This window comes from Glaciihabitans sp. GrIS 2.15, from assembly GCF_035984695.1.
Classification (GTDB): domain Bacteria; phylum Actinomycetota; class Actinomycetes; order Actinomycetales; family Microbacteriaceae; genus Lacisediminihabitans.
Genome location: NZ_JAXCHU010000007.1, coordinates 76,032 through 102,883 on the forward strand (window position 1 = coordinate 76,032; position 26,852 = coordinate 102,883).

Annotated in this window: 24 protein-coding genes; 8 read left to right on the plus strand and 16 right to left on the minus strand. The window is 64.6% G+C overall.

All coding sequences use genetic code 11. The features are described from left to right. Positions 1-8 precede the first annotated feature (8 nt). Positions 9-3,410, plus strand: a complete 3,402-nt coding sequence (locus RCH11_RS11350) for a TM0106 family RecB-like putative nuclease (RefSeq protein ID WP_327057118.1) — start codon at positions 9-11, stop codon at positions 3,408-3,410. Positions 3,411-3,459: 49 nt separating this feature from the next. On the opposite strand, the gene RCH11_RS11355 is transcribed toward RCH11_RS11350, so the two are convergent. Then, the gene (locus tag RCH11_RS11355) at positions 3,460-3,816 is read right to left on the minus strand and encodes a hypothetical protein (protein WP_327057119.1); all 357 of its coding nucleotides are present in this window, start codon (positions 3,814-3,816) and stop codon (positions 3,460-3,462) included. A 223-nt stretch (positions 3,817-4,039) separates the two neighbouring features. Between RCH11_RS11355 and RCH11_RS11360 the strand changes: the two genes are divergently transcribed. Both RCH11_RS11360 and RCH11_RS11365 read left to right on the plus strand, forming a co-directional pair. Then, a complete protein-coding gene (locus tag RCH11_RS11360) occupies positions 4,040-4,729 on the plus strand; it encodes an endonuclease/exonuclease/phosphatase family protein (protein WP_327057264.1) in 690 nt (229 codons plus the stop codon). A gap of 132 nt (positions 4,730-4,861) precedes the next feature. Continuing rightward, complete coding sequence (locus RCH11_RS11365) at positions 4,862-5,143, plus strand: hypothetical protein (RefSeq protein WP_327057120.1); 282 nt, start codon at positions 4,862-4,864, stop codon at positions 5,141-5,143. Positions 5,144-5,208: 65 nt separating this feature from the next. Here the strand turns inward: RCH11_RS11365 and RCH11_RS11370 are convergent, their stop codons facing one another. The 9 genes from RCH11_RS11370 to RCH11_RS11410 all read right to left on the minus strand — a co-directional run bounded on the left by RCH11_RS11370 (position 5,209) and on the right by RCH11_RS11410 (position 12,605). Further along, positions 5,209-5,610: a DUF2269 family protein gene (locus tag RCH11_RS11370; protein WP_327057121.1), complete on the minus strand. Its 402-nt coding sequence runs from the start codon at positions 5,608-5,610 to the stop codon at positions 5,209-5,211. After that, positions 5,592-6,080, minus strand: coding sequence for a universal stress protein (locus RCH11_RS11375; RefSeq protein ID WP_327057122.1), 489 nt, complete (start codon positions 6,078-6,080; stop codon positions 5,592-5,594). The genes RCH11_RS11370 and RCH11_RS11375 overlap by 19 nt, the downstream gene beginning before the upstream one ends. A gap of 99 nt (positions 6,081-6,179) precedes the next feature. After that, complete coding sequence (locus tag RCH11_RS11380; RefSeq protein ID WP_327057123.1) at positions 6,180-6,641, minus strand: MarR family transcriptional regulator; 462 nt, start codon at positions 6,639-6,641, stop codon at positions 6,180-6,182. A gap of 426 nt (positions 6,642-7,067) precedes the next feature. Beyond that, entirely contained in the window at positions 7,068-7,817 is a 750-nt protein-coding gene (locus RCH11_RS11385; protein WP_327057124.1) for an FAD:protein FMN transferase, read from the minus strand. Positions 7,818-7,821: 4 nt separating this feature from the next. Next, positions 7,822-8,334: an FMN-binding protein gene (locus RCH11_RS11390; RefSeq protein WP_327057125.1), complete on the minus strand. Its 513-nt coding sequence runs from the start codon at positions 8,332-8,334 to the stop codon at positions 7,822-7,824. After that, the gene (locus tag RCH11_RS11395) at positions 8,331-9,752 is read right to left on the minus strand and encodes a ferredoxin reductase family protein (RefSeq protein WP_327057126.1); all 1,422 of its coding nucleotides are present in this window, start codon (positions 9,750-9,752) and stop codon (positions 8,331-8,333) included. The genes RCH11_RS11390 and RCH11_RS11395 overlap by 4 nt, the downstream gene beginning before the upstream one ends. A gap of 65 nt (positions 9,753-9,817) precedes the next feature. Continuing rightward, positions 9,818-11,176, minus strand: coding sequence for a sensor histidine kinase (locus RCH11_RS11400; RefSeq protein WP_327057127.1), 1,359 nt, complete (start codon positions 11,174-11,176; stop codon positions 9,818-9,820). A 3-nt stretch (positions 11,177-11,179) separates the two neighbouring features. After that, entirely contained in the window at positions 11,180-11,884 is a 705-nt protein-coding gene (locus RCH11_RS11405) for a response regulator transcription factor (protein ID WP_327057128.1), read from the minus strand. Continuing rightward, positions 11,877-12,605 (minus strand): VIT1/CCC1 transporter family protein, encoded by a 729-nt coding sequence (locus RCH11_RS11410; protein ID WP_327057129.1) that lies wholly within the window; start codon positions 12,603-12,605, stop codon positions 11,877-11,879. The genes RCH11_RS11405 and RCH11_RS11410 overlap by 8 nt, the downstream gene beginning before the upstream one ends. Positions 12,606-12,800: 195 nt before the next feature. On the opposite strand from RCH11_RS11410, the gene RCH11_RS11415 reads away from it, so the two are divergent. Together RCH11_RS11415 and RCH11_RS11420 are read left to right on the plus strand one after the other, a co-directional pair. Next, the gene (locus RCH11_RS11415) at positions 12,801-13,610 is read left to right on the plus strand and encodes an ABC transporter permease (protein WP_327057130.1); all 810 of its coding nucleotides are present in this window, start codon (positions 12,801-12,803) and stop codon (positions 13,608-13,610) included. Between the two features lie 50 nt (positions 13,611-13,660). Further along, entirely contained in the window at positions 13,661-14,215 is a 555-nt protein-coding gene (locus RCH11_RS11420) for a universal stress protein (RefSeq protein ID WP_327057131.1), read from the plus strand. Between the two features lie 119 nt (positions 14,216-14,334). On the opposite strand, the gene cydC is transcribed toward RCH11_RS11420, so the two are convergent. The 5 genes from cydC to RCH11_RS11445 are packed head-to-tail and all read right to left on the minus strand — an operon-like array spanning position 14,335 to position 21,162. Beyond that, positions 14,335-16,095, minus strand: coding sequence for a thiol reductant ABC exporter subunit CydC (gene cydC, locus RCH11_RS11425; protein ID WP_327057132.1), 1,761 nt, complete (start codon positions 16,093-16,095; stop codon positions 14,335-14,337). 31 nt (positions 16,096-16,126) lie between these two features. Continuing rightward, a complete protein-coding gene (cydD, locus tag RCH11_RS11430; RefSeq protein ID WP_327057133.1) occupies positions 16,127-17,764 on the minus strand; it encodes a thiol reductant ABC exporter subunit CydD in 1,638 nt (545 codons plus the stop codon). A 4-nt stretch (positions 17,765-17,768) separates the two neighbouring features. Further along, positions 17,769-18,818, minus strand: a complete 1,050-nt coding sequence (gene cydB / locus RCH11_RS11435) for a cytochrome d ubiquinol oxidase subunit II (protein ID WP_327057134.1) — start codon at positions 18,816-18,818, stop codon at positions 17,769-17,771. A gap of 18 nt (positions 18,819-18,836) precedes the next feature. Then, the gene (locus RCH11_RS11440; RefSeq protein ID WP_327057135.1) at positions 18,837-20,246 is read right to left on the minus strand and encodes a cytochrome ubiquinol oxidase subunit I; all 1,410 of its coding nucleotides are present in this window, start codon (positions 20,244-20,246) and stop codon (positions 18,837-18,839) included. A gap of 31 nt (positions 20,247-20,277) precedes the next feature. Continuing rightward, entirely contained in the window at positions 20,278-21,162 is an 885-nt protein-coding gene (locus tag RCH11_RS11445) for a universal stress protein (RefSeq protein WP_327057136.1), read from the minus strand. Between the two features lie 183 nt (positions 21,163-21,345). Here RCH11_RS11445 and RCH11_RS11450 point away from each other — a divergent pair, with 183 nt between their 5' ends. Together RCH11_RS11450 and RCH11_RS11455 are read left to right on the plus strand one after the other, a co-directional pair. After that, a complete protein-coding gene (locus RCH11_RS11450; protein WP_327057137.1) occupies positions 21,346-23,067 on the plus strand; it encodes a sensor histidine kinase in 1,722 nt (573 codons plus the stop codon). Beyond that, positions 23,064-23,705, plus strand: a complete 642-nt coding sequence (locus RCH11_RS11455) for a response regulator transcription factor (RefSeq protein ID WP_327057138.1) — start codon at positions 23,064-23,066, stop codon at positions 23,703-23,705. Before RCH11_RS11450 ends, RCH11_RS11455 begins: the two co-directional genes overlap by 4 nt. 40 nt (positions 23,706-23,745) lie before the next feature. Here RCH11_RS11455 and acs read toward each other — a convergent pair whose 3' ends face one another. Then, positions 23,746-25,764 (minus strand): acetate--CoA ligase, encoded by a 2,019-nt coding sequence (gene acs / locus RCH11_RS11460; protein WP_327057139.1) that lies wholly within the window; start codon positions 25,762-25,764, stop codon positions 23,746-23,748. 155 nt (positions 25,765-25,919) lie between these two features. Here acs and RCH11_RS11465 point away from each other — a divergent pair, with 155 nt between their 5' ends. Continuing rightward, positions 25,920-26,849 (plus strand): aldo/keto reductase, encoded by a 930-nt coding sequence (locus tag RCH11_RS11465; RefSeq protein ID WP_327057140.1) that lies wholly within the window; start codon positions 25,920-25,922, stop codon positions 26,847-26,849. Positions 26,850-26,852: the final 3 nt, after the last annotated feature.

The window sequence follows — 26,852 nt, forward strand, 5'->3', positions numbered from 1 at the left end:
GAGGCCACATGTTCCTGCTTGATGACGGCACCGTCGTCTACTCGGCATCCGACCTCACTGCGGCGTCCGCCTGCGAATGGGCAGTGATGCGCAAGCTGGACGCACGCCTCGGCCGTATCGAGCCGCCGCCGGCAACGACGGAGGAGATGCTGGAACGCGCTGCCGGTCTCGGCGACCAACATGAACAACAGTTTCTCGAGCAGCTCAGGTCCCGGGTCGAGGTGGTGGAGATACCGCGACCGGATCACTCCACGGACCCGTCCGAAGTGGTCGAGCTCACCACCGCTGCATTTGAGAGCGGCGCCGCCGCGGTCTACCAAGCCGCTTTCTTTGACGGGCGATTCCTCGGCTATGCGGACTTCATCGTGCGAAATCGCGAGGGACGCTACGAGGTCTTCGACACGAAGCTCGCCCGCCACGCGAAGATCACTGCCCTGCTTCAGCTCGCGGCCTACGGTGAACAGCTGCAGCGACTCGGCATCCTGACCGCGGAGACGGTCTCGCTCGTTCTCGGCGACGACAGCATCAGCGAACATCGGCTCGTCGATATTTTGCCGGTCTACCGTCGGCGTCGCGCCCGCCTTGAGTACCTGGTTGACCAACGAGTGGCGGATACCGCTGCCACCGAGTGGGGCGACCCCCGCTCTCTGGCGTGCGGTCGCTGTGCCGTTTGCGAGGAGCAGGTGCAGCGCCACCGCGACCTCTTGCTTGTCGCCGGGCTGCGGGTGACGCAACGCGCCCGGTTACTCGAGGCGGGCATCACGACCATCGAGCAGCTCGCCGCCTCGACCGCGCAGGTGCCGGGTCTGTCCCAACCGGTGGTGGCCGCGCTGCGGGAACAGGCGGTCGTGCAGCTCTCTCCCGGGCTAGCCTGGCGAGTCATCTCTCCGGCGAGCCTCGCCGCAATACCCGATCCCGATCCGGGCGACATCTTCTTCGACTTCGAGGGTGATCCGTTGCACCAGGAGGGTACGGAGTGGGGACTCGACTATCTGTTCGGGCTGGTGGAGGCCGACGAGGCTTTTCGGGCATTCTGGGCGCACGATCTCGCACAGGAGAAACAGGCCTTGGTGGACTTTCTCGACTACGTCGCGGAACGTCGACGGCGGTACCCTCGCCTGCACATCTATCACTATGCGTCATACGAGCGCACCCACCTTCTGAGCATTGCGGCGCGACACGGAGCGGGTGAGGAAGCGGTGGACGACCTGTTGCGTAGCGGCGTGCTCGTAGAACTGTACCCGATCGTGAAACAGTCGCTCCGGGTGGGGAGCCGCAGTTACTCGCTGAAGAAACTCGAGCCGCTCTACATGGGAACTCGAGGTCGCACAGGAGTGGCGACCGCGGCAGACTCGATCACCGAGTACGTCCGAACCCGCGATCTTCTCGACTCCGGAGACACGGATGCCGCGGCCAGGGTTCTTGCCGAGATCGCGACCTACAACGAGTACGACTGCATCTCAACCCTCGCCCTGCGCGACTGGCTGCTCGCCTGCGCCGCCGAAAACGGGATAGTGCCTGCGGGGGTCGACGAGCTCGAACTGGATGTGCCGCTGCCCGGCCCAGACCCCGCCTATACGCAGCTCGCCGCCATCGTGGCCGGCTTTCCGGCGGGGGAGCGCACCGCCGACCAGTCCGCCGTCGCCCTTGCCTCTGCCGCCATCGACTATCACCGGCGGGAGGGCAAAAGCTTCTGGTGGGACCATTTTGCCCGGCTCGTCGCGCCGCTCGAGGACTGGTGGGACACGCGCAACGTCTTCGTGGTGGAAAGCGCAGAGGTCGTGCGGCGCTGGGGTATCGAGGGGGGCGCCCGAACGCAGTCCCGCGAGCTGCGCCTGGTCGGCACTGCCGCGCCCGGCAGCTCGTTCGGCGGATCAGACGCGCCGTGGGTGGTCTACGACCCGCCGTTCCCACCGATCGATGCCGGTCGTGATCCCGGTGCCCGCGTTACCCATTGCCGCACCAGTGTCATCGTGGCGCTCGACGGATCGTTACTCCTCACCGAACGCCTCCGGTCTGGGGCGCCGACCTACGACCAGCTGCCACTCGCCCTGATGCCGAGCTCGCCGCCGAATCCGGGTACCCAGGTCACCGCAATCTCCGAGTGGGGTCGCGCGCTGCTCGATGCCTATCCGCAGTTGATGCCGAACTCGGCTCTCGACATCCTTCGGCGGGTGCCGCCACGCGGCCGTGTCGATGACCCCTCGACCGCTTTCGGCACCATCGCCGAGCGGATGCGTGACGCCGTGCTCGCCCTCGACCACTCCTTCCTCGCGGTGCAAGGCCCGCCCGGCACCGGCAAGACCTGGAACGGCGCTCGGGTGATCGCCGACCTCGTGCAGAACCATGGCTGGCGGGTCGGAGTGGTCGCGCAGTCCCACGCGACGGTGGAGAATATGCTCGCCGCGGTGGTGGCAGCGGGTCTCAACCCGGCCCGCGTCGGCAAGAAGCCGCGGGCGGGCGCGGAGTCCAACAACACGACCTGGACCAGGCTGACCGATTCGACTCTGGGCGAGTTCACCGACGGGCCGGGATTCGTCGTCGGCGGCACCGCCTGGTTATTCAGCAACGCGGCGCGCATCCCGCGCGGATCTCTCGACCTGTTGGTGATCGATGAGGCCGGTCAATATTCGCTCGCCGCCACGATCGCAGCCTCGGCCTCTGCGACCCGCCTGCTGCTGCTCGGTGACCCCCAACAACTCCCTCAGGTGAGCCAGGGCATGCATCCGGAGCCGGTGGATGTCTCGGCTCTCGGCTGGCTCAGCAACGGTCACGACGTGCTCCCGCCCGAGTTCGGCTTTTTCCTTGACGTGAGCCACCGCATGCATCCGGCACTCTGCAAACCCGTGTCTGAACTCTCATACGAGGGTCGCCTGCATTCGATGCCATCGGACCGCGTGCTCGCTGGCATCGCGCCCGGCCTTCACCCCATGCCGGTTGCCGCTCGCGACAATTCCACGTCCTCGACCGAGGAGGCGGATGCCGTGCTCGCGATTGTGCGCGACGTGATCGGTCGTGCGTGGACCTCTGCGGGCCGCACTTCAGCGCTCAGTCCCGATAACGTGATTGTGGTGGCCCCGTACAACGCCCAGGTGCAGCTGTTGCGCGCGACCCTCGACGCGGCGGGGTTCGAAAGCGTGCCGGTGGGGACGGTGGATAAGTTTCAGGGCCGCGAAGCGGCGATCTCCATCGTGTCCCTTGCCGCCTCGTCGGCCGCAGATGCGCCGCGAGGCCTGGAGTTTTTACTCCTGGCCAACCGCCTCAACGTGGCAATCTCGCGGGCACAATGGGCCGCCTGGCTGGTGTACTCGCCGACGATCACAGACTCACTTCCCACGAACATCGCGGCACTTGCCCGGTTGAGCGCATTTATCCGGCTGGTAGACCCGGAGAATGACCGGGAAATGTGACCTAGAAAACCGCACGAAGCCCTGGCCGGGGCTTCGTGCGGTGCTGACGTCAGTCGTGCCGTTCGGTGCGGTCCTCGTCCGTTTCAGACAGATCAGAGTCGGTGTACTCGCCCTCTTCGCTATGTCCCGCTGCGCGATCCGGGGTGTGCGATCCATCCTTGAATTCCTCGTCGGTGAATTTACCGTCGGGCTCGCGTGCCTTTCCGCTGCTGTCTGCGTTGTCAGTCATTTTTCCTCCTTGTTTTTTCGGTACCTTGCTTATCGTGGTGGTCGTCGATTCAGCGTCTGATTGCTGAGCGGGGAAAGGGCTCACCTCGGCCACCTTTCCCGTGGGAGCGCTGAAGTCTGCGTCGGCCGGGAGTTCGCCATCGCCATACACTCTGTCGGCACGAGAAAATTGCGTCATAGGCGTTCCTCTCCTAGATGACCGCGATGGCACCGCCGCACCTCCAACGATAGACAGACCCCGGGCGATTACTACCCCCCGCAGCCGAATCGGACGGCCGAACGACGACCAGGTCAGCTTTCTTACAGGAGATTCGTGTCGTCTCGACCGCGCACGCCCCCTAGGCTTTTGCGGTGGCCTCCGATTGGTGTGCCCGGTGGGCGAGTCGAGCGGGATCTACGTGATCAGAGTCATCAGCTATAACCTGCGCAAGAACCATGCGAGCGGCGAACTCGCCGAACTCGTGCAGAAATTCAGCCCGGATGTGCTCTGCCTGCAGGAATGCGATACGACCGACCTGCCCGTCGATGTCGGCCATCTCCGTCTTGCCGACTCCACCAAGCGAAACAGGCTCGGGCTGGCCATTTACTTTCGCACTGACCGCTTCAGCGCTCGGGAGACCCAGGCCTTCGCCCTCAAGAAATCTCTGCACGATCACGTGCTCAAACCCGCTCACGAGCGACTGATCGGCACCCGTCTCATCGACCACGAGACTGACCGGGAGCTCGTAGTGGCGTCCTTTCATGCTGCGCCTCTCACAGCCCGCAACTCACTTCGACGGGAGCAGATCCGTGCAGCCCACGAGCTGCTGCTCACGCTCGGCCACGGGCTGCCAACCCTCATGGTCGGCGACTACAACTACCCCCTATTCCACACGAATCTCACCCAGAGGGTCAACGAATCGGGTTACGATCTGTCACTGAGCGACCGCCGCACGTACACCCGGTACAAGTTCTTCCGCGGACACTTCGACTTTGCGACATCCGTCGGACTTGGCATCGACAGTGTTGAGACTCTTGATCGCGGGGCATCCGACCACATGCCCATCATGGTGAGCGCGTCCTACCGCGAGGATGCCGTCGCTGCCGCCTGATCGCGCCGATTCACCGCACTAAGCATGTCGCGGCGTTGAGCGCAAGCCCTTTGACGATTGGGTCTGTAGCAGGTTGTCTGGGGGTAGCGCCGATTCGGGCGTCTTGATTCTCGCGTCGGCGGAGGCACTCCAATGCACTATTCACACCAAGCGCAATTGAGCGAGATCACCGGATTACCGGTAATGGGTGAGTCTTCGGTTACGTTCTGGACCAGCAACGCACCGCATATGATCGCTGCGCGGGATGACGCGGGGTGGAGCCTGCTCGAGTCCACCGGATCGCTCGTTGGCGAGTTCGTCTCCGACAACGGCGGATTCACGATCATCAGCGATGACGGCGCCGCAGTGGAGCGTTTTGACAACTGGCGGTCTGCAGTGCGCCACATCCTGCGCCGGGGTCTGCGCGCCGCCTGAACTGCCGCGACCGGGGCCTACTACGACCGGGATCTACTACGACCGGAGCTCACGAGCGGCGCGTCTCACGGCTTCCAGACCATGAGCACCACGACCGCCACGAGAAGAAGGCTGGCCGTGCCGGACCCTGCAGCGATGGCACCGTAGCCGGCGGTCGACGATGCGGAGCCCGTGCCGTCCACACCGGTCGATGCAGTGACGCTGGCGGCCGATCGTTTCATGGCTGGCACCGTCACGAACAGGTTGACCGCGAGGGCGACCACGTACAGGATTATCGACCAGACAATCCACCCGGATACGAGGGACCAATGTTCTTTCGGGTCGCTCATGCCGAGCACGGCGAAGCCGAGCAGAAGGACAACGAGTGAGAGCAGCGAGAAAGTGGATGTCGCCTTGGCTAGCGCGAGCACCTGGGCGCCATTGCGAGCCCGCGCAGCCCGCATTGCGGTCATCGGCAGAATGGCCATCGGACCAACGATAAAAACGGCCGTGACCACGTGTAAGACGGCGAACAGGGTATCCATGATGACCTTTCGTAAGCGTTTATATCAGTCGGGGAGTGCCGCGCCCCGGCGGGCGCGAGCTGCAGAGGCACGGTTGCGCTGAATACGCCGGAGAGCACGCTGCTCCCGTGCGACCCGATAACAACGAGATCCGCCGCGACAGATTCCCGGGCCAACACGTCGACGGCCTTTCCTCGAAGAAGCACCATCTCGATCTTCGACCGGGGAGCAAGTTCGGCGAACCGGCCAGCGGCATGACCGAGCGTTCTCACCGCCTCGAGTCGTAGTGACGACTCGGTCACGGGCACGGCAGATTCGTCGATCGTCATGAGGCGAACATTCAGGTCGGTATTCGCAGCGCGGGAGATGGTCCAGTCGAGTGCTGCGGCACTGGCGACTCCACCGTCGATGGCGAGAACGATTCTCTCGGGCATTGCCGGGGTCCTCTCCGTCGGCGAGCACCTGCTCGAACAGCGGGTGTGCTTACTCAGGATGCCGAATTCGAACCGCACTCCCCGGGACCAAAGACCCTCCTAGAAAACCGAAGTGTCCAGAGGTACGAGCTCCTCAGCCGCCGACCGCAGCAGGGTGGAACAGCCCCGAAGGTCTGCCTCCGCTATGTCTTTCGTCACCACCGCCAAGGCCGCATCGAATTCGCGGTAGATCTGCTTCATGACCTCATCGCCCGACGGCGTGAGTTCGAGAAGAAGGCTGCGTCGGTCGTTCGGATGGTCAACGCGACGCATCAGCGTGGCGTCGACGAGGCGAGTTGAGATCGCGGTGACAGCGCCGGTCGTCATTTCCATGGAGTCAGCCAGCTCCTTTGGCGTGATACTCCCGGCTTCCGCCACCCGCGACAGCGCACGCAGTTCGCTCCCGGTGACACCGGCTTCCTTCGCGATTCGGTGACGGTTGCTGTCCAGCGCACGCATGAAGATGAGAGCTGCAGCAGGAAACCCGTCGAGAGAGTGGGCTGAGCCAAATTTCTCGTACATAAAACCCCTTCATCCAGTCGAATAGGGACCGCAGGATCGACTCGTTCGAATGTCTCGATCATCACGGTCTATTACTTCACACCCTCGATGGCATCCCCTTCGAGATATTCGACCGGCGCTGGATTGCTCCCATCACCGACCGACACCTCAACAATACGACCGAGTCATACCTGATGCTCCCATCGCATCCACCCCCAGCGCATCATCCTTAGTGAGGGTATTGAAACTGTGAAACGTGCGAACGAGCGGACCGAGCCCGACCGGGCACCGCGACCGCCGATGCTCGGGTTTTTTGGAGAACGAGGGCAGATCTCGGGGACTATCCCGACGACGGCCACTCGCGCGGCCAGTGCGAAATACGAGTCGAGGTGTTCAGGTACCCGCGGACGCCCTTCCTTGGCAAGTGGGACAAGCGAAAATCTTCCCTCAGCCCGCGGCCAGTGCGGCGGAAAGCCCCGGGGTCGCTGTCATCGCGCCGTCCCGTGCCACGGTGAGCACGTCGACAGACCAGCGCCCGACGATAGTCGCGAGAGTACTTGGCCCGCCCGCGATGATTGCCGTGGCGAGCACATCCGCCGTCTCGATGTCGTCGGCAACGACGGTCGCCTGCACATAGGTGCGATCGAGCGCGCTGGCGGACCAGATGTGATCTCCGCGCTCGGCACTTCCCGAGGTGGCAACCGCGTGCCGTGAGCCGGTCAGAGAGATCGCGAAGAGGAGTGCGGAACGGTCGGCAGGGTCCACCACACCGACGCGCCAGGCCTCCCCGTCTGGCTGGTAGCCGGCGGAGAGCACGTCCCCTCCGACATTGAGGCACCAGTCTAAGAATCCGGCGTGGAACAACTCGTCTGATGCGGCCTGCATCGCGAGCGCCTTCACGGTGCCATTGAGATCGACCGTGCCATCGGGACGATGTGGCGTGAATGCTCCGCCGGTCTCGTCGCGCCAGCGCAGGGATGCCGCGTAGGACGATCTCAGCTCCTCGCTCGAGGCGGTGAGCGCGAGCTCTCCCCGCGCGACCAGTGAAAGCTCCGAGTCCGGGCGGTAGAGGCTGAACCGCTCCTCGAAGTCAGCGAAGCACTCGATGACCGCCTCGACCGCATCCGCTGCGCCCTTCCCCTCCGGCAGGGTGAGGGACACGACGGTGCCCATGGCCTCGAAAACATGGGGCGCCACGGTGTCAGATACCCGCCTGGTCCAGTGCGGACTGCAGAGAGGAGAGGTAGGCGTCACTCGTGTAGGTCGCGCCACCGATGGTCGACACCCGGGCGGACTGGGAGCTGAGCACCTCCGACCGGAGAATGGGAACGGCGCTGTTACTGATCTGCACCGATCTGCCGCCATCATCGGTGAGATGAAGGGCCTTCACATCGGTGATTTTGCCGTTCGCCACCACGACCTGCACCTGCACGCTTCCGTACGGGGTGCTCTCGCTGCTGCCAGTGAAGGTTCCACCGGGCTTTCCGGGTGCCGCGGGCGCTGCAGGTGCGGTTGGCGCGGCAGGTGCCGCAGGCGCTGCAGGTACCGAGGGTGTTGGCGCGGGGCTGGTAGCGCGTGCAGTGCTCGCGCTGTTGTTTCCGGCTGCACCCGACGACGAGTGCACCGCCGTGATGGCGGCGGAGCCGACCTGCCAGCCAACGACGAGGATGGCGACGGAGGCGAAGATACCGCTGAGTGTTGCGCGCGTTCTCACCAGTCAAACCTTTCTGTGTGGAGCTGATGCTCGGGGATTCCGGCTCGGCGCGCGTCGATCTCCACGAGGTCGAGCCAGGCGGTCGGGCCGCAGATGTAGAGGTCAGAGTCCTTCAAATCGGGGAAAACGCTCCGCAGTGTGACGCCGCGGGAAGAATCGGCCTGCGGCATCCAGCCCGGTCCGGTGAGTGCCCGCTTGCCAACCATCGTGTACACGCGGGCTCCCTTTTTGCGGGCGAGATCTGCGATCTCGTCCCAGAGGTAGGTTTCCTCTCCGGTCGAGGCTCGAAGCAGAATCGTGGTCTCCCCGGGTTGCACCCGGGAGTCTTCGAGAAACGCGCGCACCGGAGTGATCCCAATGCCCGCCACGACGATGGCGAGTTTGGGGGCGGTGCGGCCTGCATCCGTAAACATGCCGTACGGACCCTCGAACGATACCCGGGTGCCCGGGCGAACCGCACTGATCGCACTGCTGCCGGTACCGAGGTCACGCACTGTGATTCGGGCGGTAGTCCCGGTCGGCACGGAAGACAGCGAGATGGGGTGCGAGTGCCACCAGGTGCGCCCGGTCCAGAACCGCCAAACGAAAAACTGGCCGCCAGCGGATTCGAGCGAGCGAAGGTTACGACCGGAGAAATGGATCGACACCACGCCGGGCGCAACGCTCTCAACCCGGTCGACCCGCAAGCGATGGCGGATGGTCGAGACAACCGGCTCCACGAACCGGTAGGTGGCAATCGACCCGAATGCAAGCACGTAGAGGGCGATCCAGTAGACCCGCTCGACGCTCCCGTTCGAGAGGATGCCTCCCACGCTCAGCTGGTGGGGAACGGCCACGAGAACCGCCGCATAGCTGAGCAGGTGCACGAGGTGCCATCCCTCGTAGCTGAATCGGCGACGCACCGCCACCAGGGAGGTGATGACCACGACAACCAGCAGGCCGAGCCCGATGAAGGCCAACGGCATATCGGGAATGGCAAGGAGTGGGCCAATCTCGGCGATGGGGTTGATGCCGGAGCTCAGGCCATATCCGGTGAGGAGAAGAAGGGCATGACCGAGAAGCAGGTAGAGGGCGGGCTTGCCAAGCGAACGGTGCACGGCGATGGCTCGGTCGTGCCCGACCGTGCGGTCGATGATCGGGATCCGGGCGGCGAGCACGATCATCACCAGGATGAAGTCCGTCCCGATGAGGCCGGCGATGATCCCCGTGCTCGTGACCGCATCCGCAATGGTGCTGAATTTTGAGGCACCGCCGGTGGCGAGAAAGAGCGCGGCGGCGGCCGCCCCTGAGGCCCACACGGAGGTGACCAGGATGTCTGCGATGCGGGCGCGGCGGCGGTACTGCTTACGCCGATCCGGAGCAGCCGCTCGCGACCGCCCCGGAATGACCGGAGGTCGGGAGGTGGTGTTCGCTGACATGACTATAGCCTCTGGGAACTTTCTATGGTCTTGCCGTGAAGGAGACACCCCTCCCGCGTGAGTTCTCACATCTTTGGAATCGACACCGTCGCAAGTAGCCCGCCGCCCGTGTTCTGCAGATGCACGGTGCCATTCGCGGCGGTCGCGATCGCTCGCACGAGAGCGAGGCCGAGACCGCTTCCCCCGGTGCTCGCCGTTCGCGAATCGTCGGCACGGGAGAAGCGGTCGAAGGCGTGCGGCAGGAACGTCTCATCCATTCCCGGGCCCGAATCGGTGACCCGAAGCACGATCTTTCCGGGCTCTTCCGTGAGGTCGGCATCCACCGAACCACCCGGCGAAATCACCGCCACGCTGTTGGCGAGCAGGTTATCGGCGAGCCGCGCGAAATTCTCCGCGCTGATCGCAAAGCGCGCTCGGTCATCGACCGGGGAGACGAGCGAGACGGTGAAGCCGACCTCCGCATCGTTCGCGAGCCCGATCAGGCGAGCCCGGTCGATGCAGCCCATGAGCTCGGAGACCAGGTCCTCGGCGGAGCACGGCCGGACCCGCACTGCTTGCGCGTCGAGACGTGAGAGTTCGAGAAGATTGGTCGCGAGCGACGAGAGCCTCGCTACCGACCGCTCTGCCGCGATCACTTGGGCGGCGAGTGCTGCAGCATCGTCGAAGTCGTCGTGGGCGAGCTCGAGCTGGGTCTTGAGCGCGGAGAGCGGCGTGCGAAGCTCGTGGGCGGCATCCGACACCACCTGCTTCTCCCGTGCGCTCGAGGCGCGAACCCGACCAAGGAAATCGTTGAGCGTCGTGGCGAGTTCGGAGAGTTCGTCCTGCGCCCGGGCGACCGGGAGTACCGAGGTCGAATCCATTCCCAGGGACTCGGCCCTTTGCCGCATGCGTCGTACCGGCCCGAGCGCGGCCGAGGCGAGCAACCAGGAGGCGAATCCGAAGGCGACGAGCAACACGATTCCTCCGAGGACGAACGCGATGTCGAGACTCCGCATCGCCAACAGGCTCGATGCGGTGCTGCGGGCGGCCCACAGCGACCACTCGCCGGTGGTGGTCTTGACAAGCCTGCCGACCACGACGAACGCGGTCCCGTCCTCACCGGAGCTGAAAGTTTCGTTGCGGCCGGCACGATGCTCGACAACTCGGTGGATGTGGCGGGGCAGAGTGTCGAGCTTCACCTGGCCGCTGGGGTCGCGAATTGAGACGAGCAGGCCCTTGCCGGAGTCATCCACGAGTCCCGAAGGATTCGCGACGACCTCTAACGCGTAGGAGTCCAGGTCGGCCCGGGCGAGAGTGGCGTCCGCGGCTAAGAGAATCGAGACGACCTGGGCGTGTGCCGCCATCATCGCGATGGCGAAGATCACCGCAGCGACGAGAACACTGCCGATCGTGATCCGAGCACGGATGGTGAGTCGCCCGAGCATTGCTTAGGCCCCGTCGACGACGAGGCAATAGCCCGAGCCGCGCACTGTCACGATTTTCACACCCGCATCCACCGGATCGAGCTTACGGCGCACGTAGCGCACGTACTGGTCCACGATCGTCGGATCGATGTGACGGGTGGTGCCCCACACCTCTTGCAGTATGTCGCTGCGGGAGACGGTCTCGCCCGACCGCGATACGAGATATCGCAGCAGCGAGAATTCCTTGGTACTGAGGGGAAGCTGCTTGTCGTGGACGGATGCACGAACGTTCGCGGTGTCGAGCGTGAGCGGCCCGAGGCGCAATACGGGCTTGGGAGTGGAGGCCTCGCGGCGAACCAGTGCGCGGATGCGGGCGCTGAACTCGGCGAAGGCGAACGGTTTGGTGAGATAGTCGTCCGCGCCAGAATCAAGACCGAAGACCCGATCCTCGATGGCATCGCGCGCGGTGATAAGCAGAATCGGCAGCGTGCTGCCGTGCTGCCGTAGGTGGCGGCAGACCTCGAAGCCGGTCATCTCTGGCATCATCACATCGATGGCCGCTGCGGCGAAGTCGGAATTGGCCACGGCGATGAGGGCATCCATGCCGTTGGTCACCAGGGTGATGTCATAACCCTCGCCAGTGAGGCCCCGCGCGATGAGCGATCCCATCGCCTCATCGTCCTCGACGACGAGGATGCGCGTGAGGCCGGATCTCGCGACGCTAGACAATGCCGGTCGTGCCGAGAAGTGCACCGATCGTGAAGGTCGCGATGAGCGCGAGCGCGCCCCCGATCACGACTCGAGAGGCTGCGCGCACTCGGCCGGCACCGCCGAGATGGGCGCTGATCAGTCCGGTCGCGGCGAGCGCAAGAAGCACGACGGCGAAGGTCACCGGCACTCGAAGTTGCTCGGGGGGTAACAGGATCGCGAGCAGAGGCACGATTCCGCCGAGGAGAAAGGCGGCCGCAGAGGCGAACGTTGCATGCCAAGGACTCACTACGTCGTTCTGATCGATGTTCAGCTCGACGGAGAGATGGGCGGCGAGCGCGTCGTGGGCGGTGAGTTCGGTCGCCACGGTGAGCGCCGTCTCCCGGCTGAGGCCCTTCGCCTGGTAGAGGCCGGCGAGTTCGGCGAGTTCCTCATCCGGCGTCTCCTCGAGTTCGCGACGTTCTTTCTCGATGAGAGCGTGCTCACTGTCCCGCTGGCCACTGACCGACACATACTCTCCGAGTGCCATCGAGATCATGCCTCCGACGAGGGCAGCAAGACCCGCTGTGAGGATGGGGGCGGTCGCAGTGGTGGCGCCCGCAACACCGACGCCGATTGCGGCCACCGAGACGATGCCGTCGTTGGCGCCAAGCACCCCGGCGCGTAGCCAGTTGAGCCTCTGGGCGACACCGCCCATGTGCGGTTCATTGGCCTGCTGGTTCGGGGCGGTCTCGTAGGTCATGGTCCTATAGAACTCCCTTTGCGTCGGGATTTCCACGAAGGACAGGCTCGCCTATTGCTGGGGATTTGCCGGTCTGTAAAGTCGAAGTCGCACGAACCGGTAACGCACGCCAGTCACGGAAACGGCAGGTTGAGCCTGTGATTTAATCAAGAAGCACTCTCCCCGCCAGACAACGCGCATCGGATCGGAGCCGCGGTGACCCCTCTTGTCACGATGATCGCCGTCGCACTTCTCGCCGCACTTACCCTCGGTGTCGTGCTCGCCCTCCGACTCGAGCATCCGTGGCTACAACCGTGGGCGCTCCTGCGCGCGGTCGTGCAATTGGGCATTCTCAGCCTGATCCTCAACGGGGTGATCAGTAATCGCTGGTGGGTCGCCATCTTTCTCACCGTGATGGTTGCGGCGGCCACCTGGGTTATCTTCCGACGACTGCGGGTGGCGCCGCGCTACCTTCCCGCCCTCGCCGGCACGGTGATCGGGGCATCCGCAATTCCCCTCGTTGTCGTGTTCGCCACCGGGGCGGTGGATTTCAGTCCGCGTTACCTGCTCGCTCTTGGTGGCATCGTGATTGGTAACACGATGACGGTGTGTACCCTGACCGGTCGCTCGCTCGGCTCCCTCTATCTCTCGCAGCGTGACGAGATGGAAGCGTGGCTTTCTCTCGGCGCCACACCGCGCCGGTCCGCACTGCGAGCAGTGCGTTCGGCGGCGTCCACGGCTCTCATTCCTTCCACCGACCAGACCCGCACCACCGGTATCGTCACCCTGCCCGGAGCCTTCGTCGGTGCAGTGTTCGCGGGAGCATCGCCGATCCAAGCGGCTCAGTTCCAGATCGTGGTGCTCGCGGCCATCCTTGCTGCCGGGGCACTATCGGCGGCCTCTTTCAGCGGTATCTTTGGCGCTCCCGAGGTGTTACCGCTCGACGAGCGCCCCCTCGGAGAGCGCCGGTCCCGTTCTATTTCCGGCGCGAGCAATTCCGCGGAGAAGTCCCAAATCGGGTCTTAGGTCCCTAGGTTCGCGAGCTCGCCAGGGCGTGGACTGGTGTCATGCAACGGATGACCGGAACCTCAGCTACCCAGCCTTCTCACTTCGTCGCCCACCCCGACGGGGCTCGCTACGAAGCGGACGATCTCACCCACGCTGCCGCGGGTGCGATCACGACCGCCTCCGCGGAACGTCCGACCCTCACCGAGCCGATACGGAAGGGACGAATAGTCGTCGGAGTGGACGGATCCGAGCCATCCCTCCGCGCCCTTGCTCAGGCCGTGAGCCTTGCGAGTTCCCTCAACACCACAGTGCAGATCGTGACCACCTGGAAGTACTTTGCCGCTTACGCCGATATCAGCATTTCTGAATGGTCGCCCGAAAAGGACGCGACAGAGATCATGAACGACGCCATAGGTCGCCAGTTCGGGGCCAAACTCCCGGGATGGGTGAGTAGCAGCTCCATCGAAGGGAATGCAGCCCAGCGCCTCATCGACGCGAGCGACGGCGCTGAGATGCTCGTCGTCGGCAGCCGCGGCCACGGGGGAGTGGTGGGACTGCTGCTCGGATCGGTGAGTTCTGCCTGCGCGGAAAAGGCCCACTGCCCGGTGCTTGTCGTTCATTGACAAAACCGGAATAGATCCCGATCGCTTGGGCGCTCAACCTCGACAGTCTCGCACGCGCAAAAACCCGCGCCGATTGGTTTCGGTCGGCACGACGCGCGCGTCACTGACATCTATGTTTCTCAGCGATCGTCTCCGGTGTGTGCGTGGCTGGCCGGGCCTTCGGGGAAGGTCCGGTCAGGAGTTTCGAGCCGAACCCGGTGAGAGACGAGATCCGCGGGTACGGGCGTGTGGGAGATCACGATCACAGTGCGCTGGTCGTCGCCCGTGTCGCCCCCGGCGACCGTGAGGATGTCGCGCATCAGCTGGGTAGCGAGCTCGGGATCCACGTTGGCTGTCGGCTCGTCGAAGACGATCACCGGGAAGTTCGCGAGCAAGGCCCTTGCCAGGGCGAGGCGCTGAGCCTGCCCGCCGGAGACGAGCACACCGCCGTCGCCCACGCGGGCAGACAGACCGCCGCGCTCCCGCATCCAGTCGGCGAGTCCGACCCTGGCGAGCACCGCCACGAGCTGCTCATCGGTCGCGGAATCGTGTGCAAACAGGAGATTCTGGCGGATGTCTTCGTCGAACAGGTACGGCGACTGCTCGCAGAGGCCCACGATGTCGCGCACAGAGTCGCCCGACAGCTGTCTCGACTCGACACCACCGATGCGGTAGCTGCCGGTGTAGTCAAGGAAGCGCACCAGAACGTGCGCGAGGGTCGTCTTGCCGGAGCCCGAGGCACCCTCGACGACGACACGGTCACCGCGGCGCAGGCTGAGGTTGAGGCCGCTGAAAGCGGTACCGGATTCACCGGGCCAGCACGCACCGACGTCAGTCAGCTGAAGCATCGGCACCGACTCGGCACGAGGCCCGGTCTGTGGCGCGGGGCCGGAGCGACGCGCAGCGGGCTCGGTCGGTATCGCTCTTGAGATGTTCGTGGGAGTCGCATCCGCCACCCGCCGAGCGCTCGCGTGCACCTGCCTGAACGCTCCGAGAGCGAGCGGTGCGCTCGCGACGACCTCGAAGACCGCCAGGGGGATGAGAGCAATCACCGTGAGGGCGGGTCCTTCCAGTCCGTGCCCGAGCGCCGGGACACCGACAAGCAGCGCGGCGGCAGACGCGAGGGTGGCGAGAGCGGCCAGGATGGCGGAGGTTGCTCCGGCACCACCGGCACGGGCGAGAGTGGCAACGCGAAGGCGGTGGTCTGCGGCCTCCACCCGGGCGATCCGCCCCGGAAGGGCGTCGAAGGCGACGAGCACATCGATGTTCGATACGTAGTCGAGCAGCTGGTCCGCGAGAGCACCTCGAAGCGGAGCGATTGATCGTTCTGCCCGTCCGGCGATCGCCGACTGCACGAGGGTTGCAGCGCCGAACGCCAACAGGAGCGCCACTGCGAGTGCGACACCGGCGGACGGCAGGACGATGCTGACGCCCACCACGCTGAGCACGGCGGTGACAACGGTCACCAGCAGCGGCTGCACGACTCGCAGCGGCATGTTCTGCAGTTCATCGACATCGTTCACCAGTCGGGCGAGCAAGTCGCCACGCCCGGCTCCACGCGCACTGCCGCGCAATCCGTCAGGTGCGAGCGGCACCAGCCGCCGATAGATCCCGACCCGCAGCGCCGAGAGCTGGCGGAACGCCGCATCGTGGCTGCTGAGTCGCTCGACATAGCGAGCGGAGGCGCGAAGCAGCGCAAACGCACGAACGCCCACGATCGCCGCGCCGAGGAAGAGGATGGGCGGATGCTCCGCCGCGCGGGTAATCAGCCAGGCCGATGTCGCGAGAAGGCCCACCGAACTGAACGCGGAAATCACTCCGAAGAACACCCCGGGCATGAAGCTGCCCAGGGGCGGCTGGGCGAGGCGGAGAACGGCCACAGTGGGTGAATCTGCGTTCATTCGGATGTTAGAAGTGATGTCAGAAGTGATGTCAGACACGGAGCGCGACCCCCAGTTCGATGTTTTCGTCCGCAGCGGCGATGACCGCCGGGCGATGGCTCACGACGAGCACGGTGTGGCCTTCGTCGGCGAGTCGGCGGAGTCCGCGGAGTAATTGTGTTTCAGCCCGGGAATCGAGAGCGGCGCTGGGTTCGTCGAAGACCAGAACGGGACAGAATCGGTCGATGCCGCGGTAGATCCCTCGGGCGGCAACCACCCGCGCGGCCTGCCCACCGGACAGTCCGCTGCCTGTCACACTCACCGGTAATTCCGGGTCGAGAGAGCCGAGAGCGGCCAGGGCGAGCGCTCGGCGTACGAGCGTGTCATCCGGCTGCATCGCACCGAGCGCCACATTGCTGCCGATGGTGCCCTCGAGCAGCGGCGCTCCCTGTCCCGCCCACGCCGTCCGGGACCGACGATCGTCGACCGCAGCGGCACCACCGATTTCGATCGTCCCGTCGAAGGGCACGAAGCCGAGGAGTGCGGCCACAAGCGAGGATTTTCCCGATCCACTCGGACCGGCCAAAACAGTCAACCGACCGGGACGAATCACCGCGGAGAAGCGGTCGACTGCAACCCTGCCCTCGTGGCGCACGCTCACCTCGGTGAAGCGCAGCTCACTTCGAATGAGCGACGTCGCCCGTCCGCCCAGTGCCTCGGCCTCTCGCGTCACCGCCTGGGCAGCATCGAGGATTTCGAAAATATCTTCCGCGGCGGCGATGCCATCCGCGGCCGCGTGAAAGTTCGCTCCCACCTGGCGAAGCGGCAGGAATGCCTCCGGTGCGAGCAGCAGCACGAAAAGTCCAACCGCAAGGCCGAGGCTTCCGTCTATCAGCCGCAACCCAACGGAAACCGCCACCAGAGCCACCGAGAGGCTCCCGATCAGCTCGAGGGCAAAGCCGCTGAGAAACGAAATGCGAAGCACTTTCATCGTCTCGATGCGGTACGACTCGGTGAGCGACTCGATGCGCGCTGCCTGGCGATGCTGTCGGCCGAAAATCTTCAGAGTGGCGAGTCCGCCAACCACATCGAGAAACCGGCTTGATAACTGCGCGAGCACCAGCCACTGTCGCCTCTGTACCGCCCGGGTCGCCAGCCCGATCAAGATCATGAAGATCGGGATCAGCGGCAACGCGAGGACCACGAGGATGCCGCTGGTCACGTCCTGGAGGAAGATTACGACGATCACGAGCGGAGTGGCGATCGCGGTGAGGATGAGCTGGGGGAGGAAGAGCGAGAAGTAGCCGTCGAGGGCATCAAGCCCGGCCCCGGCGGTCGTCACGATATCAACTCGGTTGCGTCCGTTGAGCCACCCGGGGCCGAGGCGGGCAAGCCCGGTGACGAGGCGCCGGCGCAACTGGCTTTTCGCCACCGCAGCGCCGCGGGCCGACGCGACATCCATCACCCAGATCGTGGCCGCCCGCAGGATTCCCACCCCGGCCAGGGTCATGATGTCGGGGAGTAATTCGGTGAATGACCTCCCAACGATCGCTCCCACGATCGCCTGTGAGAGCACCAAGCAGAACGCAACAGTCGCGATCGTCTTCACGATCCCCAGTACGACGCCAACGCCGAAGAAGGTGCGCGCCGCGGCCGCATAACGCAGCAGCCGGGGATCAAGCGGACGCATCGACTCAGCGACCGAGCAATGGTGCCGATGCGGACGGGGAGTCGGCAAGCGGCTGCGTGTCCTCTGGGATCGATGAACGGGTGATGCGCTTGCGGAACACCCAGTACGTGTAGGCCTGGTAGGCGAGCACGAAGGGCAGCACCGCCAGGGCGACCCAACTCATCACCGTGAGGGTGTACGGAGTGCTCGACGCGTTCGCGATCGTGAGGCTGTTGGCCACGTCATTGCTCGCCGGCATCACGTCGGGGAAGAGTGCCGCGAAGAGACTCGCGACCGCGATGGCGATCGTGCCGGCCATGAGACCGAATGCGTAGCGCTCCCGTCCGCGGAGATTGGCGAAGAACGAACCGATCAGTAGCACCGCTGCCAACGTGGCGAGCAGCCAGGAAGCGACCTGACCGTGCGCGAGGTTGGTCCACAGGAGGAAGACCGCAGCGACGAGGATCGTAATCGCACCCGACCGCACGGCGAGTCTCTGAGCCCGCAGTCGCAGGTCACCGTCCGTCTTCAACGAGATGAACACCACGCCGTGGGTAAAGAACAGCATGAGCGTCGTGAGCCCGCCGAGCAGTGCGTAGGGGTTGAGCAGGTCGAACAGCGTTCCGGTGTAGTTGTGGCCGGCATTGAGCGGAACACCCTGCACAATATTGGCGAACGCCACTCCCCACAGCAGTGCCGGCACTGCCGACCCCACCACGATCATGCCGTCGAACCATTTCTTCCAGCGCGATTCCGGCCGGTGGTGGCGATATTCGAAGGAGACACCACGAGCGATCAGTGCGAGCAGGATAAGGAGAAGTGCGAGGTAGAAACCGCTGAACAGCGTGGCGTACCACTCCGGAAAGGCGGCGAACAGCGAAGCCCCTGCCACAATCAGCCAGGTCTCGTTGAGATCCCAGACCGGTCCGATGGTGTTGATCATGACGCGGCGATCGATCTCGTCCCGACCGAGAAAAGGCAGCGCCATCCCGACGCCGAAGTCGAAGCCGTCGAGCACAAAGTATCCGATGAAAAAGAAGCCGACAATCCAAAACCACAGAATATTGAGATCCATCACTTATTCCTCACGCTCTTAGTACACAGTCACTCGGGCGGTCGGGACTTCGGAGTCGTCGGTGACCGGCGCGCCCTCTGGTCCCTTCTGGGCGGCTCGCTTCAGGAGTCGGAATTCGACCACCGCGAGGATGCCGTAGACCAGCGTGAACGCAACTATCGAGATCAGCACGTCGAGACCGGTGAGGTTGGGCGAGGCGCCGTCCTTGGTCTTGAGCAGGCTGAAGACGATCCAGGGCTGGCGGCCCATCTCGGTGAAGATCCAGCCGACGATCATTGCCGCGAGAGGCAGTGGGAACGCCCAGACCGCCACTCGCCAGACCCACGGGTTCTTCGGGAGGCGCCCCTTGCGCATCAGCCACAGGCCAGCGGCTGAGAGCAGCACGGAGAGCATGCCAAGCCCGATCATCCAGCGGAACGCCCAATAGGTGATCCAGACCACGGGCGCGTAGTTGCCGGGTCCGTAGAGCGTGCGGTACTGGGCCTGCAGGTCGTTGATCCCCTCGACGGTTCCGGTCAGCGTGTGCGTCGAAAGGAATGACAGCAGGTACGGGATGCGGATCGAGAACAGCTCGTTCACCCCGTCGGGCGTACCAAGAGTGAAGATCGAGAACGAGGCATCCGCCCCAGTCACCGTGTTGTAGGCGGCTTCGGCCGCGGCCATTTTCATTGGCTGCGTCTGCACCATCACGAGACCAAGCTGGTCGCCGGTGAGCACCGTGAGGATGCCGGCACCGATCATCGTCCAGAGGGCGAAGATCATCGCCGGTCGCATGGTGTCCAGATTCTGCCTGCGGGCGAGATGCCAGGCGGCGATGCAGATCACGAGCGCGGAAGAGACCATGAACGAAGCAACGATGGTGTGCGGGAACGACGCGAGCGAGACCTTGTTGGTGAGCACAGCCCAGATGTCGGTGAGTTCCGCCCGGCCGCGGGCTTCGTTGATGCGGAAGCCCACCGGATGCTGCATGAACGCGTTCGCCGCGAGGATAAAGTACGCCGAGAGAATAGTGCCAGCCGCCGTGATCCAGATGGTGGCGAGATGGATGCCCTTTGGCAGTTTGTCCCAGCCGAAGATCCACAACCCGATGAAGGTGGCCTCGAGGAAGAAGGCGAGTAATCCCTCCATCGCAAGCGGAGCGCCGAAGACGTCCCCGACGAATCGAGAGTAGGTCGACCAGTTCATGCCGAACTGAAACTCCTGCACAATGCCGGTCACCACCCCCATCGCGAAGTTGATGAGAAAGATCTTGCCGAAGAACTGGGTGAGATGCAGGTACCTGACCTTCGCCGTTCGGTACCATGCCGTCTGGAATACCGCCGTGGTGGTGGCCATGCCGATCGTGATCGGAATGAACAGGAAGTGGTAGATCGTGGTGAGCCCGAACTGCCACTGCGACAGGATGAGGGGACTGAGGATGTCGTTCACTGGTATCTCCGGATCGGATGTGGCAGGGCTGTCATTTCGTTCGCCCGGCCAGTTCGGCTTCTGGGTGGCCCTCGGTGTCGCCGTGCACGACGAGGGTCGGTCCGGCGATGTTGAGCAGCACGTCGTGGCTCACCGGTCCAAGGGCCGCCATCTGGGCGCCGTGTCTCCGAGAGCTGCCGATCACGAGTAGCTCGGCCGACATCCCTGCGTCGACGAGAGCTTCCGCCGCGGGTCGACGCAGAGTACGCGTGCGCACCAGCACCCCGCCTCCTGCGCTGTGGGCGAGGGCCACGGATTCGGATCCGAGCGTCTCCAATGCATCCCGGGCACGCTGCTCGGCGGCTCCGTCTTCCGCTTCGGAACCGTGCACGCTGGAGGTCCAGGCGCGCAGCAGCACCAGCTCCTCGTGCACCCGATGTGCTTCGGTCGCGGCGAACCGCACGGCGGCGCGACCGGCAGCCGAGTCGTCGATACCGGCGACGATGCCATGACGCTCGGTTGTCGACCCTTCGGGGATCACGGCGACCGGGCACCAGGCCGTCGCGGCGAGCTGGAGGCTGCGTGAGCCGAAGGCGCGTCCGTGCAGGAAACCCGTCTTATGAGTTCCGATCACGACGAGATCGACTTCTCGGGACGCGACGCCCAGTTCAACCATCGGATCACCGAGGAGTATGCGGGTACTCACCGTGACCGCGGAGTCGATCGAACGGGCGTAGACCGTCTCCTTCTCGACGAGGGCGTAGGCGGAGGGATGGAGTTCAGAGATCGACTGTTCGCCGATCATGCCCCACTCGTCATCGACGACGTGCACGAGCACGACGCAGGACCCCAGCGTCGCTGCCCGAAGTATCGCCCAGCGGATCGCCGCGTGGCACGCCGAAGTACCGTCCACGCCGACAAGGATCATTCTGTCCATAACACTGCCCCCGCTTCTCTCTGCTCCCCAGCATGGAGGCGCGCTCGCGACGCGATCGGGCCTAAAGTCCCGCGACCATTTGCTCAGGCTCGCACCCCGACGCGCTACGCTCGAAAATGCCGGCACACGCGCTGACCCGGTCCCGAATCGGTGTCACTTGATCAGCGTCGGCAGGGGAATCACGTGGCGTCGCATCACCAACCTCTCACCTTCCCCGATGAGCCGCGAGCCGAACTCGATCGTGCGCTCAGCGAACTTGTGGACCGCGCTCAGGATGTGCTCGCCACGCAGGGACGCCTGCGCGCTCTGCTCCGGGCGAACCTTGCCGTCGTGGAACACCTCGAGCTGCCCGTCGTCCTCGAGCGGATCGTGCAAGCCGCGGTGGACCTGGTGGGCTCCGAGTATGGCGCGCTCGGGGTGATCGCACCGGGTGGCAGTCTCGAGCAGTTCATCTATGTCGGAATTCCTCCCGAGCAGGCACTCGTCATCGGCCACCTGCCGGAGGGGCACGGCTTGCTCGGTGCTCTCATCGACGAACCCCGCCCCATTCGACTCGAACACCTCCACGACGACTCGCGGTCAAGCGGATTCCCGGCCGGGCATCCGGCGATGGAGAGCTTCCTCGGGCTGCCCATCCGGGTGCGCGACGTGGTCTATGGCAATCTCTACCTGAGCAACCAGGCTTCCGGCGCCTTCAGCCGTGAAGATGAGCAGCTCGTCGAATCGCTTGCGGCCTCCGCCGGGTTCGCCATCGATAATGCCCGGCTGTTCGCCGAGACTCGCCGACGGCAGGCCTGGTCCGCTGCCTCCGCCGAGATCACCGCCGCGATGCTCTCCTCAGACCAGTCGGACTCTCTCTCCACTCTGGTGAGCCGGGTGCTCGTCCTCGCCGAGAGCGACCTCGTCTGCATGATCCTTCCCGGGTCTACCGCAGGCACCCTGGTTGTGGAGATCGCTCGCGGCGACAGCGAGGCCGATCTTGTCGGCCGAAGCTTCCCCTCGGCCGGCACGCTTGCCGGCAGCGTTCTCGAAGGTAAGCAGCCCCGTCTTGTCGGGGGCGGAAGCCCCGACTCCGAGCTCTTCTCGACCGAGCGCCCGCTCGGCCCGATGATGGCTGTTCCCCTCATCTCGTCCGGCCGGGCCGAGGGCGTGTTGCTGGTGGCGCGCATGGCAGGGGGTCTCTGCTTCGCCCCGTCCGACCTCGAGATGGCCGCGGACTTCGCCGGGCAGGCCAGCCTTGCCATGCAGCTCGCCCGCGCCCGGGCGTCCGAACAGCGGATGCTGCTGCTCGAGGATCGTGGACGGATCGCGCGCGACCTGCACGACCACGTCATCCAACAGCTTTTCGGCACCGGTCTCGAGTTACAGAGCGTCGCCGGATCGATCGAATCAGCGGTCGAGCGGGAGCGGATCCTTCAGTCGGTGAGTCACCTCGACTCCGCCATCACCCAGATTCGCACGGTGATCTTCGCCCTCTCCGCACGCGAAGACACCCGTGATTCTGTGCGGCACCGCATCATCGACCTGGCCAACGACATCACCTCTGGACTGCAGAAGAGCCCGACAGTCGCTTTCACCGGTCCGGTCGACCTCGTCGTTACCGGTGGACTCGCCGATGACGTCGTAGCGGTGACCCGAGAGGCGCTGTCGAACGCTGCGAAGCACGCCAACGCGGAGCAGACCGGAGTAACGCTCGACGTCGGGGACGGCATGATCCACCTGGTGATCTCCGACAACGGGGGAGGAATCACCGACACGTCCCGTCGCAGCGGACTGGCCAACATCGAGGCAAGGGCGATTGCTCGTGGCGGATCGTTCGTCGTGGACTCCAGCGCCGACGGAACCCGGCTCGACTGGAGTGTTCCGATCGACAGCAGCGACGAAGACGGAACGGAGGCCTCATGATCCGGGTCTTCCTTGTGGACGATCACGAGATCGTGCGGCGCGGAATCGCGGAGTTGCTCGGTACGGAGCACGACATCGAGGTAATCGGCGAAGCGGGCACCGCGGCGCAGGCCCGGTCACGCATCGCCGCGACCCTTCCCGATGTGGTGCTGCTCGATGTGCGCCTTCCCGACGGGAGCGGTATCGACGTCTGCCGGGACGTGCGATCGCACAATCCGGAGGTTAAGTGCCTCATCCTCACCGGCTACGACGACGAGGAGGCTCTGTCCGCTGCCGTCATCGCCGGGGCATCCGGCTATGTGCTCAAGGATGTCCGCGGCAGCGGCCTGGTCGAGTCGCTCCGAAAGGTAGCGAGCGGTCGATCGTTACTCGACCCAAAGCTCACCCGCAAGGTGATCGAGCGCATCCACACCCGCTCCGACACCGACCCACGCCTCGGATCGCTCACTGCCCGGGAGACACAGATCCTCTCCCTGATCGCCGGCGGGTTCACCAACCGCCAGATCGGCACGGAACTCTCGCTCGCCGAGAAGACTGTGAAGAACTACGTCTCCGGGCTGCTTGCCAAGCTCGGCCTGCAGCGCCGCACCCAGGCCGCGATCCTGCATCTCGCGTCGCATCCCGCAGCAGAGGGCTGATCGGGCACCAAATCCCACTCTGCGCCGGTCTTTCGGAGTGCTACCGCCGGTCCCTCACTATTTCGGCGATGAGACGCGGAACCGAATCATCCTGCAGTGACGTTGTGTCGCCGAGTTCGCGACCATCGACGATGTCTCCCAGCAGCCGCCGCATGATTTTGCCCGAGCGCGTCTTCGGCAGGTCCGGAACGATCACAATGTCCCGGGGCTTGGCGATCGCCCCGATCTCATGGGTCACGTGGGCTCGAAGAGCCGCCTCGAATTCACGAGCCGCAGCCGGGTCATCCGCCATCGCTGTCGACGGGATGACGAACGCGGCGATCGCCTGTCCGGTCGTCGCATCCGCAACGCCGACAACGCCCGCCTCTCCAACCATCGGATGCGACACAAGGGCAGATTCGATCTCAATGGTCGACAGTCGGTGCCCGGAGACGTTGATCACATCATCGATTCGCCCGAGCAACCAGATGTAGCCGTCGTCGTCGTACTTCGCGCCGTCTCCGGCGAAGAAGTATCCGCGGCTCGCGTATTTTTTCCAATAGGAGTCACGATAGCGCTCGGGATTTCGCCAGATCGTGCGCGCCATTGCCGGCCAGGTTCCATCGATCACGATGTAGCCGCCAGAGCCGAAAGGCACCTGGACGCCCTCCTCGTCGACGATCCGAACCGCGAGCCCCGGCAGTGCGAGAGTCGCGGATCCGGGCTTCAGGTGCGTGACGCCGGGCAGGGGCGCGACGATCGCCGCACCGGTCTCTGATTGCCACCAGGTGTCGACGATCGGAGCGTCACCCCTTCCGACGTTCTCGCGAAACCAGATCCAGGCTGCCGGGTTGATCGACTCTCCCACGGTGCCGAGCAGGCGGATGCTCGAGCGGTCCCAGGTCGCCGGAAGGCCATCCGGAAACCAGGTCATGAAGGTGCGGATAAGCGTTGGCGCGGTGTAGTAGGTCGTGACGCCGTAGCGCTCGATGATCTCAAAATGGCGCCCGGTGTGCGGAGTATTGGGTGTGCCCTCATAGAGCACGGATGTCGCGCCGTTCGAGAATGGTCCGTAGAGCACGTAGGTGTGCGCCGTGACCCAGGCGAGGTCGGCCGTGCACCAGTACACATCGTTGTCCTGTGCATCGAAGATCGCCCAGTGGCTCCACGATGCCTGCGTGAGATAGCCGCCGGAGGTGTGAACCACTCCCTTTGGGGTGCCCGTCGTTCCCGAGGTGTAAATGATGAACAGCGGCGTTTCGGAGTCGAAGAACTGCGGCTCGTGAACATCCGCGGCCGAGCCGACGGCATCGTGCCACCAGACATCCCGGCCTTCGGTCCACGGGATCCCCGGAGTGGCCTCACCCGTTCGACGAACAACGAGAACGTGCTCGAGGGTCGAATTACCGGCAACGGCGGCATCGGCCTGGCTTTTCACCGCCACAGCCTTTCCGCGGCGAAACTGGCCATCAGAGGTCACGAGTAGCTTCGCCCCGGTGTCCTCGACGCGAAAACGCAAAGCTTCGGCCGAAAATCCACCGAAAACCAGAGAGTGGATGGCGCCGAGTCGGGCAATCGCGAGGGTGATGACGATGCTCTCGGGAATCACCGGAAGGTAGACGACCACCCGATCGCCTTCGACAATGCCGAGTGCGGTGAGGGCATTGGCCGCCTGGGCGACCCGTCGTTGCAGGTCGGCATAGGTAATCACCTCGCGGTCACCGAGTTCACCCTCGAAATTGATCGCGACGCGGTCACCACGACCGGCCACGACGTGCCGGTCGACACAGTTGACGGCGACGTTGAGCGTGCCGCCAACGAACCATTCTGCCGACGGGATCGACAGTTCCAGTTCGCCCGCGGCATCCGTTCCTCCGGTCGGCCTGGCCGGCGACCAGGTGTGGGCGGTGTGCCAGCGCTCTGCCCAATCCAGCCGGTCGGCCTGGCGCTCCCAGAAAGCGAGCGGGTCTCTGGCGGCGCGCGCCCATTCGGACCCGTCGACGTTCGCTGTCGCCGCGAAGTCAGCCGGGGGAGGGAAGACCCGTGTTTCGCGGGAAAGATTTTCGATCGTTTCGGTCACTGGTTGCACGCTACAGTTTCGCGGCCAGCGGTCTTTGTTCTCGCGTAAGACCACGTAACGAAGACCGGCACGACTCGGTTACCTGCCGCCAACGCCAACCCGATCTCGGTGCGAGGTGAAGCTCCGGAGCTGGCCAAAGGGCGCAGACTTGACCGATGAAGACACTGACTCTGCTGAATTCGACCGTCGAAGTTCCGAATATCATTCTCGGGCTGATGCGGATCGAACCGCTCTCCGATTCACAAATCCGCTCCCTGGTGGGAGCCGCAATCGACTCCGGCATCACGTTTTTCGATCACGCGGACGTTTATGGTGACACCACCCACGGATGCGAACGACGATTCGGTGAGGCGATCACGTTCTCCGCGGCCGAGCGGTCGGCCATCACAATCCAGTCGAAGGTGGGCATCCGCTCGGGGTTCTGGGACTACTCGAAAGAGCACATCCTCCGTTCCGTTGATGAATCCCTCGCCGCACTCCAGACCGACTACCTCGACCTCCTGCTGCTTCACCGCCCGGATGCCCTGGTCGAACCCGATGAGGTGGCAGCTGCTTTCGACACGCTGCACAGCTCGGGGAAGGTGCGCCAGTTCGGGGTGTCGAATCACACCCCAGGGCAGATCGAACTACTCGCCGCGTCGCTGGACCAAGCGCTCGTCGTCAACCAGGTGCAGCTCAGCATCACCCACGCTCCGCTCATTGCTGCGGGAGTCTCCGCCAACATGGCCGGGCTGGACCAGTCGATCGATCGCGACAACGGCATCCTCGACTACTGCCGCCTCAAGGAGATCACCCTCCAGGCCTGGTCGCCATTTCAGAAGGGATTCTTCGACGGAGTGTTCCTCGGAGACCGGGAGAACTACGCGGAGTTGAACGACGTGATCGACGAACTCGCGATCAGCTACGAGGTGCCCGCCGCCGCCATTGCGGTGGCGTGGATCACGCGTCATCCGGCCAACATGCAGGTGGTGCTCGGAACCACGAATATCGACCGAGTGCGCGACTCGGCCGCCGGTTCGGACGTGCCTCTCACCCGCCCGGAGTGGTATCGGCTCTTCACGGCGGCGGGTCACGTGTTGCCGTAGCCG